Source organism: Nocardioides aurantiacus, from assembly GCF_003752505.1.
Classification (GTDB): domain Bacteria; phylum Actinomycetota; class Actinomycetes; order Propionibacteriales; family Nocardioidaceae; genus Marmoricola; species Marmoricola aurantiacus.
Genome location: NZ_RKHO01000001.1, coordinates 2,084,344 through 2,098,130, shown reverse-complemented (window position 1 = coordinate 2,098,130; position 13,787 = coordinate 2,084,344). Strand labels below are relative to the sequence as shown.

Below are 13,787 nucleotides of genomic sequence, written 5' to 3'. Positions count from 1 at the left end.
GTGCAGCCCGACGCCCCGGAGGTCGCCGCCGACGCGCTGGCGGACCGTTCCGGCAGCTGGCCGGTGGTGGGCAGCGAGCAGGCGTGGCAGAGCGACTGGATCGTCGCGCTGCGCGAGGACCGGGTCCACCGCCCCGACCACGTCGACGACGCGCACACCCGGGTGGTCCTCGAGCACCCCGGCGCGGTGGTCGTGCTGGCCGTCGACGACCGGGAGCGGGTGGCGTGCCTGCGGCAGTACCGCCACGCCGGGCCCGGCTGGTTCGTCGAGCTCCCGGCCGGGGTGCTCGACAGCGACGAGCCGCCGCTGGAGACCGCGCAGCGCGAGCTGCGCGAGGAGGTCGAGCTGGCCGCGACCGACTGGCGTCCGCTGGCCACGCTGCGACCCAGCGTCGGCATCAGTGCGGAGACCCAGCACGTCTTCCTGGCCCGTGGGCTCTCGCACGCCGACCGCGGTGACTTCGAGCTCCACGCCGAGGAGGCCGACATGGAGGTCTTCTGGGCCCCGGTCGAGGACATGGTCGAGGCGGTCCTGGACGGTCGGCTCACCACGAGCGCCCTGGTGACCGCGGTGCTCGCCTACGACGCCCTGCGTCGCCGGGACCGGGCGTGACCGCGGCCCCCGACGTGCAGGGCGCGCGCGGCGTCACGGAGCGGGTGGCGCGGCTGCTGGCCGAGCACCCGGTCCTGGACGGCCACAACGACCTGCTGTGGGCCGCGCGCGAGGCCGTGGCCTACGACTTCGACCGCCTGGACCTGCGCGACAGCGACACCTGCCGCCGCTTCGGCACCCACACCGACCTCCCGCGCCTGGCGCAGGGCGGCGTCGGCGCGCAGTTCTGGTCGGTGTTCGTGCCCTCGACCCTGAGCCCCGCCGACACGCTCACCGCCACCCTCGAGCAGGTCGACGCCGGCCACGCCATGATCGAGCGGTACGCCGACCGGCTGGCGCTCGCCACGACCGTCGAGGACGTCCACCGGGCCTGGGACCAGGGCCGGGTGGCCAGCCTGATGGGTGCCGAGGGCGGCCACCAGATCGGGGGCTCGCTCGGCACGCGTGCGCTGCACCGGCTGGGCGTGCGCTACCTGACGCTGACCCACAACGACAACGTCGCGTGGGCCGACTCGGCCACCGACGAGCGCGTGCTCGGCGGCCTGTCCGACTTCGGACGCGAGGTCGTGGCCGAGATGAACCGCATCGGGATGCTCGTCGACCTCAGCCACGTCAGCGCCGACACCATGCGCGACGCCCTGGACACCACCACCCGCCCGGTGGTGTTCAGCCACTCCTCGGCCCGCGCGCTGTGCGACCACCCCCGCAACGTGCCCGACGACGTGCTGGGTCGGCTCGCCGGCAACGGTGGCCTGTGCATGGTGACCTTCGTGCCGAAGTTCGTCGACGAGGCCAGCCGCGACTGGTTCGCCGAGGTCGACGCCCTGGTCGCCGAGGCGGGCGTGGAGCCGTTCACGGCCGCGGAGAGCGAGCTGGTCGCCCGGCACGCCGAGCGTCACCCCGCGCCCGTCGCCACGCTGGAGGACGTGGTCGCCCACGTCGAGCACGTCCGCGAGGTCGCGGGTCTCGAGCACGTCGGGCTCGGTGGCGACTACGACGGGGTCGGCGCGCTGCCGGCCGGGCTCGAGGACGTCACCGGCTACCCCCGCCTGCTGGCCGCGCTGGCCGATCGGGGCTGGTCCGACGCCGACCTCGCGGCGCTCACCTCGGGCAACGTGCTGCGCGTGATGCACGACGCCGGGTTGACCGACGCGGGGGAGCGGCGGGCCGGCGCCGTACCACTCTGAGCGCGGCTGCCTAGACTCAGGCCTCCAGGAGGGCCCAGCACGGGACAGGGGAGGTCACGACGTGCGGATCGGCGTACCGAAGGAAGTCAAGAACCACGAGTACCGGGTGGCCATCACCCCGGTCGGCGTGCACGAGCTGGTCGCCCACGGCCACGAGGTCGCGGTCGAGAAGGACGCGGGCACCGGGTCGGCGATCCCCGACTCCGACTACGAGGCCGCCGGCGCCCGGATCGTCGAGGCCGCCGACGACGTGTGGGGCGAGGCCGAGATGGTGCTCAAGGTCAAGGAGCCGGTGGCCGAGGAGTACCACCGGCTGCGCGAGGACCTGACGCTGTTCACCTACCTCCACCTCGCCGCCGACCAGCCGCTGACCCAGGAGCTGGTGGACCGCAAGGTCACCGGCATCGCCTACGAGACCGTCCAGCTCCGCTCGGGCTCGCTGCCGCTGCTCTACCCGATGTCGGAGGTCGCCGGCTGCCTGGCGCCCCAGGTCGGCGCGCACGCGCTGCTCAAGGCCCAGGGCGGTCGGGGAGTGCTGCTGGGCGGTGTCGGGGGCGTGGCCAACGCCAAGGTCGTCGTGATCGGCGCGGGCGTCTCGGGCCAGAACGCCGCCAACATCGCGCTCGGCATGGGCGCCGATGTCACCCTGCTGGACACCGACCTGGACAAGCTGCGGATGTCCTTCTGGCGCTACGACAACCGGGTCCGGGGCCTGGCCTCCTCCAAGCTCGCCATCGAGCAGCAGGTGACCGAGGCCGACCTGGTCATCGGCGCGGTGCTGATCCCGGGAGCCAAGGCGCCGAAGCTGGTCAGCAACGAGCTGGTCTCGCGGATGAAGCCCGGCTCGGTGCTGGTCGACATCGCCGTGGACCAGGGCGGCTGCTTCGAGGACACCCGGCCCACGACCCACGCCGACCCGACGTACGCCGTGCACGACTCGGTCTTCTACTGCGTGGCCAACATGCCGGGCGCGGTGCCGAACACCTCGACCTACGCGCTGACCAACGCCACGCTGCCCTACACCGTCGCGCTGGCCGACCGCGGCTGGCGCGAGGCGCTGCGTCGCGACGGCTCGCTCGCGCTGGGGCTCAACACTTGGGCCGGGCACGTCACCAACGCCCCGGTCGCCGAGGCGCACGGGATGGAGTCGCTCGCCCTCGACGAGGCGCTGGCCGCGGACGCGTGAGCGCGGGCCCGCTGGTCACCGCGGTCCGGACCTACCTGGACCACCTGGTGGTCGAGCGCGGCCTGGCGCCGAACTCGGTGTCGTCCTACCGCCGTGACCTGCGGCGCTACCTCGACCACCTCGACCGGCTCGGTGTGACCACCTTGGACGAGGTCACCGAGCAGACGATCAGCGGCTTCCTGATGGCGCTGCGCGAGGGCGACCCCGACCACCAGCCGCTGAGCGCGGCCTCCGCCGGTCGGACCGTGGTGGCGGTGCGGGGCTTCCACAGGTTCGCGCTCGCCGACGGGCTGGCGCTCGCCGACCCGTCGGCCGGCGTACGCCCTCCGCCGCCGGCGAAGCGGCTGCCCAAGGCGGTCTCGCTCGGCGACGTCGAGCGGCTGCTGGACGCGGCCGGGGCGCCGGGCACACCGCTGGCGCTGCGCGACCGGGCGTTGCTGGAGGTGCTCTACGGCACCGGCGCCCGGATCTCCGAGGCGGTGGGCCTCGACGTCGACGACCTCGAGCTCGATTCCGACGACCCGGCCTCGCACACCGTGCTGCTGCGCGGCAAGGGCTCCAAGGAGCGGGTGGTGCCGGTCGGGAGCTATGCCCGCGAGGCGGTCCGGGCCTACCTCACCCGCGGCCGTCCGGCGCTGCTTGCCGACGCCGCGCGCACCGGGGGCGCGGCCACCGAGCGGGCGGGTGCGATGTTCCTCAACGCCCGCGGGGGCCGGCTGTCGCGGCAGAGCGCCTGGTCGGTGATCGTCCGGGCCGCCGACCGCGCCGGGCTCTCGGTCGAGGTCTCGCCGCACACCCTGCGCCACTCCTTCGCGACCCACCTGCTGGAGGGCGGTGCCGACGTCCGGGTGGTGCAGGAGCTGCTGGGGCACGCCTCGGTGACCACCACGCAGGTCTACACGCTGGTGACCGTCGACAGCCTCCGCGAGGTGTACGCCGCGGCGCACCCGCGCGCCCTGGGCTGATCGCCGGAAAACCCGTCGCGACACGGCGAGGCGTGGCCGGATCCCGGGACGCTTTGTCGACAATGGTGGGGACAAGGTCGCGGTGGCCGGGGGACCGGCTCGGTGCTCCAGCCGCCCGACGCTCGGTGGGGAAGCCGAGCCACGACGCGTGGACGGATCCGTCCGTCCGCAGGAGCAGGGGAGCACGCATGAGCGGACACGACGGATTCGGATCGACCGGGAGCTCGGCGTCGTCGATGCCCCCGCTGGTGCGTCAGCCCCAGCCGCAGCAGCCGGGCCGACCGGAGGGCGAGCAGCTCGCCGAGACGCTGCCGTTCCGCGCCCGCGAGGCCCAACCGGCCGTGCAGCCGGCCCCCGTGGCGGCCCCGGTCGAGGAGCCCGAGGTGGTCCTCGGCCCGACCGGTCGCCCGATGCCCGAGCTCCCCGAGCCCGGCCCCCGGACCACCCACGGTCACGCCCGCGTGATCTCGATGTGCAACCAGAAGGGTGGCGTCGGCAAGACGACCACCACGATCAACCTCGGCGCGTCGCTCGCCGAGCTGGGCCGCAAGGTCCTGCTCGTCGACTTCGACCCGCAGGGCTCGCTGTCGGTCGGCCTGGGGCTCAACCCCCACCAGATGGACCTGACGATCTACAACCTGCTGATGCAGCGCGACGTCGTCCTCGACGAGGTCGTGGTGCCCAGCGGCGTGCCCGGCATGGACCTGCTGCCCTCCAACATCGACCTCTCGGCCGCCGAGGTGCAGCTGGTCCACGAGGTGGCCCGCGAGCAGACCCTGAGCCGCGTCCTGGCCCCGGCCCTCGAGCAGTACGACGTGATCCTCATCGACTGCCAGCCCTCGCTCGGCCTGCTGACCGTCAACGCGCTGACCGCGTCCGACGGGGTGATCGTGCCGCTGGAGTGCGAGTACTTCGCGCTGCGCGGCGTCGCCCTGCTCAAGACCACCATCGACAAGGTGCGCGAGCGGCTCAACCCGCGCCTGGAGGTCGACGGCGTCCTCGGCACGATGTACGACGGCCGCACCCTGCACGGCCGCGAGGTGATGGAGCGCCTGGTCGAGGCCTGGGGCGACACCGTCTTCCACACCGTCATCCGGCGCACCGTGAAGTTCTCCGACTCCACCGTGGCGGGCGAGCCGATCACGGCGTACGCCTCCAGCAGCCCGGGCGCCGCGGCGTACCGCCAGCTCGCCAAGGAGGTGCTGGTCCGGTGCCCCGACGCGTGAGCCTGCCGGCGGCCGACGACCTGTTCCGCCCGGGTCCCGGGGGCACGGGGCCGCAGGCCCAGAAGGCCGCTCGCGCCGTCGCGTCGGTGCCCGACCCGGAGCCGGGGGTCGAGGTCGCCCCGGTGGCGGTCGAGGAGCCGGCCGCCGCGGTCAAGAAGCCGAGCGGACGGGTGCGCCACGACGAGAAGATGACCGTCTACGTCACCTCCGACGAGCTGCTCGACCTCGAGCACGCCCGGCTCTCGTTGCGCCGTCACCAGGGCCTGGCCGTCGACCGGGGCCGCCTGGTCCGCGAGGCGATCGCCCTGGTGCTGGCCGACCTCGAGGAGCGTGGCGAGGACAGCGACCTGGTGCAGCGCCTGCGGGGACGATGAGCGAGGCCGCGGGCGTCGTGGACCCGCCGGAGGGCGGCCCGTCAGGACCGGCGTCCGAACCGGCGTCCGAACCGGCGTCCGAGCCTGGCCAGGGGCCGTTCGCGGTCCGGCTGGCCAACTTCGAGGGTCCGTTCGACCTGCTGCTCAGCCTGATCAGCCGGCACAAGCTCGACGTCACCGAGGTGGCGCTCTCCCGGGTCACCGACGAGTTCATCGCGCACATCAAGGCCCACCAGGCCGCCGGCCCCGAGGGCGAGGGCTGGGACCTGGAGCAGACGACGTCGTTCCTGCTCGTCGCCTCGACGCTGCTCGACCTCAAGGCCGCCCGGCTGCTGCCGCAGGCCGAGGTGGAGGACGAGGAGGACCTCGCGCTGCTGGAGGCGCGCGACCTGCTCTTCGCACGGCTGCTGCAGTACCGCGCCTTCAAGCAGGTGGCCTCGCTGCTGGAGCAGCGGATGTCGGTGGAGGAGCGGCGTCACCCCCGGGCCGTGGGTCTCGACGAGCGCTTCGCCCGGCTGCTGCCCGAGGTGCTGATCGGGCTCGGCCTGGAGGAGTTCGCCGGACTGGCCGCCCGCGCCATGGCGCCGGCCCCCGCACCCGAGCAGGTCGGGCTCGGCCACATCCACGCCCCGGCCGTCAGCGTCCGGGAGCAGGCCGTGGTCGTCGTCGACCGGCTCCGGGCGAGCGGGCAGACGACCTTCCGGGCCCTGGCCGCCGACGCACCCGACACCATGACGCGCGTGGCACGCTTCCTGGCGCTGCTCGAGCTGTTCCGCGAGGGGGTCGTGGCCTTCGACCAGGTCACGCCCCTGGGGGAGCTCAGCATCCGCTGGACCGGCGCCGACGACGCCGAGGTCGAGATCGACGACGAGTTCGACGGGCCCCCCGTCCCCGACGCTCCCGAGGAGCCGCATGACCCAGCAGACTGACCAAAGTCCGGAGGGGGACGACACGCTCGACGTCCCCCTGGCGCCGGTGCGACCCGCCCTGGAGGCGGTGCTGATGGTCGCCGACCAGCCGCTGGACGAGACCACGCTGGCCAGCGCGGTGGGCCACCCCGTGGCCGAGGTGAGCGCGGCGCTCACCGCCCTGGCCCGGGAGTACGACGCCGACGGTCGCGGGTTCGAGCTGCGCCAGGTCGCCGGCGGCTGGCGCTACTACACCCGCGAGGACTTCGCGAGGGTCGTCGAGCGCTTCGTCCTCGACGGCCAGCAGGCGCGGCTGACGCAGGCCGCGCTGGAGACCCTGGCGGTGGTGGCCTACCAGCAGCCGGTGAGCCGCAGCCGCGTCTCGGCCATCCGCGGCGTCAACGTCGACGGCGTGATGCGCACCCTGCTGGCCCGCGGCCTGGTCGCCGAGGCCGGCCACGACGCCGAGACCGGGGCCCACCTCTACGCCACCACGCGCTACTTCCTGGAGCGGATCGGGATCGAGTCGCTGGCCGAGCTGCCCGAGCTGGCGCCCCTGCTGCCGGGCATGGAGGACCTCGAGGACGAGCAGGAGGTCGCCGCGGTGGCCGGGGACGGGGTCATGACGGGATCGCACGACGGGACGGGCTCGACCGACGACGGGGTCCCGACCGACGACGAGGGCGAGGTGTCCCGATGAGGCAGGTCGAGACCGACGACGAGGGGCTGGTGCGACTGCAGAAGCTGCTGGCGCAGTCGGGGGTCGCCAGTCGGCGCAAGTGCGAGGAGCTGATGCTCGCGGGGCTGGTCGAGGTCGACGGCGAGGTCGTCACCCGGCTCGGCACCAAGGTCGACCCGCGGACGGCGCGGATCCTGGTCGACGGCAGGCGGCTGCCGCCGGTCAGCGACCACGTCTACCTCGTGCTCAACAAGCCGCGGGGCGTGGTCTCGACGATGTCGGACCCCGAGGGGCGACGCTCGCTCGGCGAGGTGGTGGCGGACCGGCCGGAGCGGCTCTTCCACGTCGGCCGCCTCGACACCGACACCGACGGGCTGATCCTGCTGACCAACGACGGTGACTTCGCCCAGCGGCTCGCCCACCCGTCGTACGAGATGGACAAGACCTACGTCGCCGAGGTCGACGGGCGCGTCGAGAAGGCCGTCGTGCGCCAGCTGCTCGCCGGGGTCGAGCTCGACGACGGGCCGGTGACGGTCTCGCGCGCCAAGGTGGTCTCGATGACCGCCGAGCGATCGATCGTCGAGCTCGTCATCCACGAGGGCCGCAACCGGATCGTGCGACGGCTGCTCGACCACGTCGGCCACCCGGTGCGGAGGTTGACCCGCACCGCGATCGGACCGGTCGTGCTGCGCGGGCTGCGGCAGGGCCAGCTGCGCGAGCTGACCGAGGACGAGCTCGGGGCGCTGCTGGAGGCCGGGCAGCTCTGAGGCGGGACGGCGGTAGGCTCGCCGCGCGCAGCGACGCCCACCCAGAACGCGACCAGGACCCTCAGGAGGAGCCGTGCACGTCCGTGCCGTGCGGGGAGCCACCCAGCTGGACACCGACACCCGCGAGCACATGCTCGACCGGGTCGCCGAGCTGGTGCGCACCGTGACCGAGGTCAACGGCCTCGAGGTCCACGACTACATCAGCATCATCTTCACCGCGACCTCCGACCTGAACAGCGAGTTCCCGGCGTACGCCGCCCGCCAGCTCGGCTTCGACGACGTGCCGCTGATCTGCGCCCGCGAGCTCGAGATCGAGGGCTCGATGCCCCGCGTGGTCCGGCTGATGGCGCACGTCGAGACCCAGCTGCAGCGCGACGAGGTGACCCACGTCTACCTCCACGGCGCCGCGGCGCTCCGACGCGACCTGGCCCGGGTGCGCGCGGTCCCGGATGAGTGAGGCGCCCGAGCTGGACGACGCGACCCGCCGGTCGCTCGTGGCCGCGGTCGGCGGCCCCGTGCACGTGGTCGGCGCCGGCCTGCTGGGCACCTCGGTCGGCCTCGCGGCGCGGCGCGCCGGCCTCGAGGTGTGGCTGAGCGACACCAGCCCCGAGCACGTCCGGACCGCCACGGGCCTGGGGGCCGGGGTGCCGGTCCCCGACGAGGGCGCCGCCGCGCTCACCGTCGTGGCCGTCCCGCCCGACCACGTCGCCGAGGTGGTCCGCGCCGCGCTGGAGCGCGGCGGGGTGGTCACCGACGTGGCCAGCGTGAAGAGCCGCCCCCTGGCCGACCTGGAGCGACGGGCGCCGGGGGAGGTGGCGCGCTACGTCGGCAGCCACCCCATGGCCGGCAGCGAGCGCTCCGGCCCGCTCGCCGCGACGGCGGCGCTCTTCGACGGCCGCCCCTGGGCGGTGACGCCCCACGCCGCCTCGGAGCCGGGGGCGGTGGCCGCGGTCGAGGCCCTGGCGCGGCTGTGCGGCGCCGAGACGGTGCGGCTCACCCCGCTGGAGCACGACCGGGCGGTCGCCCGCACCTCCCACCTGCCCCACCTGCTGGCCGCGCTGACCGCGGGCCAGCTCGCCGACGCCGCGCCCGAGCACCTGTCGCTCTCGGGCCAGGGCGTCCGCGACGTGACCCGCATCGCCGCCGGCGACCCGGCGCTGTGGCGCCAGATCCTGCGCGCCAACCAGCCGGCCGTCAGCGAGGTGCTGCGCGAGGTGGAGGCCTCGCTGCACCGCCTGGTCGGCGTCATCGAGAGCGGCGACGACACCGCGCTGGGCGAGATCCTGGGCCGCGGCGTCGCCGGCACCCGGGTGATCCCCGGCAAGCACGGCGGGCCGGCACTGCCGACGGAGGCGGTCTACGTCGCGGTGCCCGACCACCCGGGCGAGCTGGCCCGGCTGTTCGCCGACGTGGGGGAGATCGGGGTCAACATCGAGGACCTCCGCATCGACCACGACCCGGGCCGTCCCGTCGGTCTCGTGGAGCTGCTGGTGGCCGAGGACGCCGCGTCCGGCCTGCGCGAGGCGCTGGGCGGCAGGAGCTGGGTCACCCACCGGTAGGATCGGCGCTTGCCGCGAGCCGCGACGCCCCGTCGCCGGCCGCTGCGTCCGGCGGTGACGTCGGGGACGAGAGGAGCCGCCGGGTGGGCAGCACGGTCGTGGTCGCGATGGACGGACCCTCGGGTTCGGGCAAGTCGAGCACCTCGCGTGCGGTGGCGCACCGGCTCGGGCTGCGCTACCTCGACACCGGAGCCCAGTTCCGGGCGCTGACGGCCGCCGTCCTCGACGCCGGGGCGGACCTCGAGGACCCCGACGCGATCGCGGCCGCCGCGGCCACCACCCGGGTCGAGTCCGGCACCGACCCGCAGCACCCGACCATCACCGTCGACGGCGTCGACGTGGCGGCGCGGATCCGCACCCAGGAGGTCACCGACCACGTCAGCGCGGTCGCGTCGGTCCCGCAGGTGCGCCAGCGGCTGCTCGACCTGCAGCGCGCCATCATCGGCGACGGCGGCATCGTCGTCGAGGGGCGCGACATCGGCTCGGTGGTGGCGCCCGACGCCGAGGTCAAGCTCTACCTCACGGCCGACCCCGCGGCCCGCGCGCAGCGGCGTACGGCCGAGAACGGCGCCGCCGACGTCGACGCCACCCGCGCCGACCTGCTGCGCCGCGACTCGATCGACTCCGGCCGCGCCACCGCGCCCGCCGTGGCCCCGGACGGGGCGGTCCACCTCGACACCACGCCGTACACCCTCGACGAGGTGGTCGAGCAGGTCATCGCCCTGGTGCGCCAGCAGACGGACCAGCACACGGACCAGGCGGCGGGTCGGGCGACGGGAGCCGGGAGCGCCCCGTGACGGCGTCGCCCGACCTGAGCGACCCCGGGGGCGACCTCCTCGAGGTGCCCCGGACCGCCCTGCTGGCCCGGGGGCGTCCCGCGGCGCAGCGGGCGGTGCGCACCTGGTGGGACTTCGAGCTGCACGGCGCCGAGCAGATGCCCGCGAGCGGAGGGGTCGTCGTCGCGGCCAACCACGTCGGCTGGCTCGACGGGCCGCTGCTGGCGATCTGCGCCCCGCGGCCGGTGCACGCGCTGACCAAGCAGGAGATGTTCGTCGGCCCGATCGGCACCCTGCTGACCGCGGCCGGGCAGGTGCCGATCGACCGGTACGCCGTCGACCGGCACGCGCTCCACGTCGCGCGGCGGGCCCTGGAACAAGACCAGGTGGTCGGGGTGTTCCCCGAGGGCGTGCGCGGCAGCGGGGACATGGCGACCTCGCGACCGGGTGCGGCGTACCTCGCGCTGGTGACCGGCGCGCCGGTCGTGCCCGTGTCGTTCCTCGGCACGCGCACACCGGGTGGGCACGCCGACTCCCTGCCGCCGCGCGGCAGCCGCCTCGTGATGACCCTCGGAGCCCCGCTCCGGCTCGGTCGACGCGAGTGGCCGCGCACGCAGGCCGAAGTGGCCGGGGCAGCAGCCCGGGTCACCGCCGCGATCGTGGAGACGACGCGGCAGGCCGAGAGGACCACCGGGCTGCGCCTGCCCGGCCCGCTCGGCCCGACCCCACGAACCGACGACACGAAGTAGCTGAGACGCGATGAGCACCCCTGAGACCCCCCGCACCCCCGCCTCGGAGGCGGAGCCCAACGCCCCCGTGCTGGCAGTGGTCGGCCGGCCCAACGTGGGCAAGTCCACCCTGGTCAACCGCATCATCGGCCGCCGCGAGGCAGTCGTGGAGGACAAGCCCGGCGTGACCCGCGACCGGGTGTCCTACGACGCGGTCTGGAACGGCCGGGCGTTCACCGTCGTCGACACCGGCGGGTGGGACCCCGACGCCCGCGGCCTCGCCAAGTCGATCGCGGCCCAGGCCGAGATCGCCGTGCAGGTGGCCGACGCGGTCCTGTTCGTCGTCGACGCCGGGGTCGGCATCACCGACTCCGACGAGGCGGTCGTCCGGATCCTCCGCAAGTCGGGCAAGCCCGTCGTGCTGGCCGCCAACAAGGTCGACGACCAGCGCACCGAGGCCGAGGCCTACGGGCTGTGGCACCTCGGGCTCGGCGAGCCCATCCCGGTCTCCGCGCTGCACGGGCGCGGCTCGGGCGACCTGCTCGACGCCTGCCTGGCGGCGCTCCCCGAGACGCCGCCGGAGTCCTTCACCGAGCTCGGCGGCCCCCGCCGGATCGCCATCGTGGGTCGGCCCAACGTCGGCAAGTCCTCGCTGCTCAACCAGCTGGCCCAGGAGGACCGCGTCGTCGTCGACGACGCCTCCGGCACCACCGTCGACCCCGTCGACGAGCTGATCCAGCTCGGCGGCCGCGAGTGGCGTTTCATCGACACCGCCGGCATCCGCAAGCGAGTCAAGACCGCGTCGGGCCACGAGTACTACGCCTCGCTGCGCACCGAGACCGCCATCGAGCGGGCCGAGGTCGCCGTCCTGGTCATCGACGGCTCGCAGTCGGTCTCCGAGCAGGACATGCGGATCATCCAGACCATCCGCGAGTCGGGCCGCGCCCTGGTCATCGCCTTCAACAAGTGGGACCTCGTCGACGACGAGCGCCGCTACTACCTCGACCGCGAGATCGAGCGCGACCTCGTGCAGGTGCAGTGGGCGCCGCGGATCAACGTCACCGCCCGCACCGGCTGGCACATCGACCGGCTGGTCCCGGCACTCGAGCGGGCGCTGGAGGGGTGGGAGACCCGCATCGGCACCGGCCAGCTCAACAGCTTCCTCGGCCGGCTCGTCGCCGAGCACCCGCACCCCGTGCGCAGCGGCAAGCAGCCCAAGGTGCTCTTCGGCACCCAGGCCGCCACCGCACCCCCGACCTTCGTGCTGTTCACCAGCGGCAAGCTCGACGCCGGCTACGAGCGATTCATCGAGCGCCGGCTGCGCGAGGAGTTCGGGTTCGTCGGCACCCCGATCAGCCTCGAGGTGCGGCCCCGGGAGAAGCGCAAGCGCTGACGGGCGTCCCCAGTTCCCCGGACGTCCGGGGAACTGGGGACTCGTCTGCCGTCGTGACGGCGGACAAGTGCCCAGAACGGCTGACATGTCGTACGACGCCGCAACGCGCCGCGTCAGGCGACCGGGCCCTCGGTCAGCTCGACGGTGGCGCTGCGGGTCGTCCCCGAGGCGTCGGTCCAGCTGATCTCGACGCTGTCGCCGGGCTCGTGGGCCGATACGGCCGCGCGCAGCCGCTCGGCGGTGCCCACGGCCTCGCCGTCGACGGCGGTGATCGTGTCGCCCTCGGCCAGCCCCGCGTCGGCGGCCGGCGTGGCGTCGTACACCCCGGCCAGCGTCGTGCCGGTGCCGTCGAGCGCGACGCCGAGGAACGCCGGCCGGCCGTAGGCGTACGCCGCGTCCTGCACGCCCTGCTCGAGGTCGCCGGCGATCCGGAGCACGGTGGCGACCGGGACGGCGTACCCGACGACGTCGGTGGTGCCGCTGGAGGCGGCCGTGGTCATGCCGACGACCTCGCCGTCCTCGTCGTACGTCGCCCCGCCGCTGTAGCCCGAGACGACGTCGGAGCTGATCTGGACGAGGTCGCTCAGGCGCTCGACCGACGCGCCGGCGCCCGACCGCGTGGTGATCTGCTGGTCGGTGGCGAGCACCGAGCCGGTCGCCGCCGAGAGGTGGTCCTCGGCGCCCTCGCCGTCACCGACCGCCGTGACGGCGTCGCCGACGGCCACCCCGTCGGAGTCGGTGGTGACGGTGGCCAGGCCCGAGGCGTCGTCGAGCCGCAGCAGGGCGACGTCGGCCGCGGCGTCGGAGCCGACCACGTCCGCGGCGTACGTCGTCCCGGTCGCCATCACCGTCACCTCGATGTCGGTCGCACCCTCGACGACGTGGTGGTTCGTGACGACCTCCCCGTCGGCCGTCAGCACCATGCCGGTGCCGGCGGCCTCCGCGCCGGCGTACGACTGGGTGGTGGCGATGCGGACCAGGCCGGTCAGCTGGTCGCCGGACGCCGTGCCGCTGGTGTCGCCGCTCGTGTCGACCCCGGCCCCGTCGCCGGTCTGGGGCGAGGGGGCCGACGGCAGCGACCAGCCGGGCGGCTGCGTCCCCTGCGTCGCCCCCGACCCGTCCTGCGGCCCGCGGGTGAGCGACGGGGCGGTGCTGGTGCCACCCACGCCCGGGGGCGTGCCGGGCCGGCCCAGCGCGTAGCCGACGCCCCCGGCGCCGACCAGCAGCGTCAGCGCCATCGCGGGCACCCCCGCCCGTCGCAGCACCCGGCGGCGACGCTCCCGGCCCGAGGGCCGGGGCTCCGTGGTCACGGCAGCGGGGTCGAGCGGGTACGCCGGCGGGGCGTCGTACGACGGGGAAGGGGTGCGGTCGTCCATGGTGTCCTCCGAGCTGGGGTGGCGGTGAGGACAGCAGACCGCGCGAGCCGG

15 protein-coding genes are annotated in these 13,787 nt (G+C 74.6%); 14 read left to right on the top strand and 1 reads right to left on the bottom strand.

Annotated features, from left to right (window positions below):
• From EDD33_RS10095 to der, 14 genes are all read left to right on the top strand, one after another.
• Nucleotides 1–612 (top strand): NUDIX domain-containing protein, encoded by a 612-nt coding sequence (locus EDD33_RS10095; RefSeq protein ID WP_246003452.1) that lies wholly within the window; start codon nucleotides 1–3, stop codon nucleotides 610–612.
• Nucleotides 609–1,799 (top strand): dipeptidase, encoded by a 1,191-nt coding sequence (locus EDD33_RS10090; protein WP_246003451.1) that lies wholly within the window; start codon nucleotides 609–611, stop codon nucleotides 1,797–1,799. Before EDD33_RS10095 ends, EDD33_RS10090 begins: the two co-directional genes overlap by 4 nt.
• A gap of 61 nt (nucleotides 1,800–1,860) precedes the next feature.
• The gene (ald, locus tag EDD33_RS10085) at nucleotides 1,861–2,985 is read left to right on the top strand and encodes an alanine dehydrogenase (protein ID WP_123390579.1); all 1,125 of its coding nucleotides are present in this window, start codon (nucleotides 1,861–1,863) and stop codon (nucleotides 2,983–2,985) included.
• Nucleotides 2,982–3,950: a site-specific tyrosine recombinase XerD gene (locus EDD33_RS10080; protein ID WP_123390577.1), complete on the top strand. Its 969-nt coding sequence runs from the start codon at nucleotides 2,982–2,984 to the stop codon at nucleotides 3,948–3,950. Before ald ends, EDD33_RS10080 begins: the two co-directional genes overlap by 4 nt.
• 188 nt (nucleotides 3,951–4,138) lie before the next feature.
• Nucleotides 4,139–5,176 carry a ParA family protein gene (locus EDD33_RS10075; RefSeq protein ID WP_342773609.1) on the top strand — a complete coding sequence of 346 codons (1,038 nt, stop codon included), beginning with the start codon at nucleotides 4,139–4,141 and terminating at the stop codon, nucleotides 5,174–5,176.
• Nucleotides 5,161–5,550 (top strand): hypothetical protein, encoded by a 390-nt coding sequence (locus tag EDD33_RS20315; protein WP_211332502.1) that lies wholly within the window; start codon nucleotides 5,161–5,163, stop codon nucleotides 5,548–5,550. The genes EDD33_RS10075 and EDD33_RS20315 overlap by 16 nt, the downstream gene beginning before the upstream one ends.
• Complete coding sequence (locus EDD33_RS10065) at nucleotides 5,547–6,479, top strand: segregation and condensation protein A (protein WP_123390574.1); 933 nt, start codon at nucleotides 5,547–5,549, stop codon at nucleotides 6,477–6,479. The genes EDD33_RS20315 and EDD33_RS10065 overlap by 4 nt, the downstream gene beginning before the upstream one ends.
• On the top strand, nucleotides 6,463–7,158 hold the full coding sequence (gene scpB / locus EDD33_RS10060) for an SMC-Scp complex subunit ScpB (protein WP_123390573.1): 696 nt from the start codon (nucleotides 6,463–6,465) through the stop codon (nucleotides 7,156–7,158). Before EDD33_RS10065 ends, scpB begins: the two co-directional genes overlap by 17 nt.
• Nucleotides 7,155–7,904 (top strand): pseudouridine synthase, encoded by a 750-nt coding sequence (locus EDD33_RS10055; RefSeq protein WP_123390571.1) that lies wholly within the window; start codon nucleotides 7,155–7,157, stop codon nucleotides 7,902–7,904. The genes scpB and EDD33_RS10055 overlap by 4 nt, the downstream gene beginning before the upstream one ends.
• 73 nt (nucleotides 7,905–7,977) lie before the next feature.
• Nucleotides 7,978–8,361 (top strand): chorismate mutase, encoded by a 384-nt coding sequence (aroH, locus tag EDD33_RS10050; protein WP_056539336.1) that lies wholly within the window; start codon nucleotides 7,978–7,980, stop codon nucleotides 8,359–8,361.
• A complete protein-coding gene (locus EDD33_RS10045) occupies nucleotides 8,354–9,463 on the top strand; it encodes a prephenate dehydrogenase (protein WP_123390569.1) in 1,110 nt (369 codons plus the stop codon). Before aroH ends, EDD33_RS10045 begins: the two co-directional genes overlap by 8 nt.
• Before the next feature lie 83 nt (nucleotides 9,464–9,546).
• Entirely contained in the window at nucleotides 9,547–10,260 is a 714-nt protein-coding gene (gene cmk, locus EDD33_RS10040) for a (d)CMP kinase (protein ID WP_246003450.1), read from the top strand.
• On the top strand, nucleotides 10,257–10,988 hold the full coding sequence (locus EDD33_RS10035; protein WP_123390568.1) for a lysophospholipid acyltransferase family protein: 732 nt from the start codon (nucleotides 10,257–10,259) through the stop codon (nucleotides 10,986–10,988). The genes cmk and EDD33_RS10035 overlap by 4 nt, the downstream gene beginning before the upstream one ends.
• 10 nt (nucleotides 10,989–10,998) lie before the next feature.
• Nucleotides 10,999–12,360 carry a ribosome biogenesis GTPase Der gene (gene der, locus EDD33_RS10030; RefSeq protein WP_123390566.1) on the top strand — a complete coding sequence of 454 codons (1,362 nt, stop codon included), beginning with the start codon at nucleotides 10,999–11,001 and terminating at the stop codon, nucleotides 12,358–12,360.
• 113 nt (nucleotides 12,361–12,473) lie between these two features.
• Here der and EDD33_RS10025 read toward each other — a convergent pair whose 3' ends face one another.
• Nucleotides 12,474–13,736 (bottom strand): S1C family serine protease, encoded by a 1,263-nt coding sequence (locus EDD33_RS10025; protein WP_170169778.1) that lies wholly within the window; start codon nucleotides 13,734–13,736, stop codon nucleotides 12,474–12,476.
• Nucleotides 13,737–13,787: the final 51 nt, after the last annotated feature.

Bases quoted from the DNA above. Each gene is read 5' to 3' on its own strand.
- EDD33_RS10055 (WP_123390571.1), top strand. From the start codon at position 7,155: ATGAGGCAGGTCGAGACCGACGACGAGGGGCTGGTGCGACTGCAGAAG.
- EDD33_RS10075 (WP_342773609.1), top strand. From the start codon at position 4,139: ATGAGCGGACACGACGGATTCGGATCGACCGGGAGCTCGGCGTCGTCG.
- scpB (WP_123390573.1), top strand. From the start codon at position 6,463: ATGACCCAGCAGACTGACCAAAGTCCGGAGGGGGACGACACGCTCGAC.
- EDD33_RS10025 (WP_170169778.1), bottom strand. From the start codon at position 13,736: ATGGACGACCGCACCCCTTCCCCGTCGTACGACGCCCCGCCGGCGTAC.
- der (WP_123390566.1), top strand. From the start codon at position 10,999: ATGAGCACCCCTGAGACCCCCCGCACCCCCGCCTCGGAGGCGGAGCCC.
- EDD33_RS10065 (WP_123390574.1), top strand. From the start codon at position 5,547: ATGAGCGAGGCCGCGGGCGTCGTGGACCCGCCGGAGGGCGGCCCGTCA.
- EDD33_RS10045 (WP_123390569.1), top strand. From the start codon at position 8,354: ATGAGTGAGGCGCCCGAGCTGGACGACGCGACCCGCCGGTCGCTCGTG.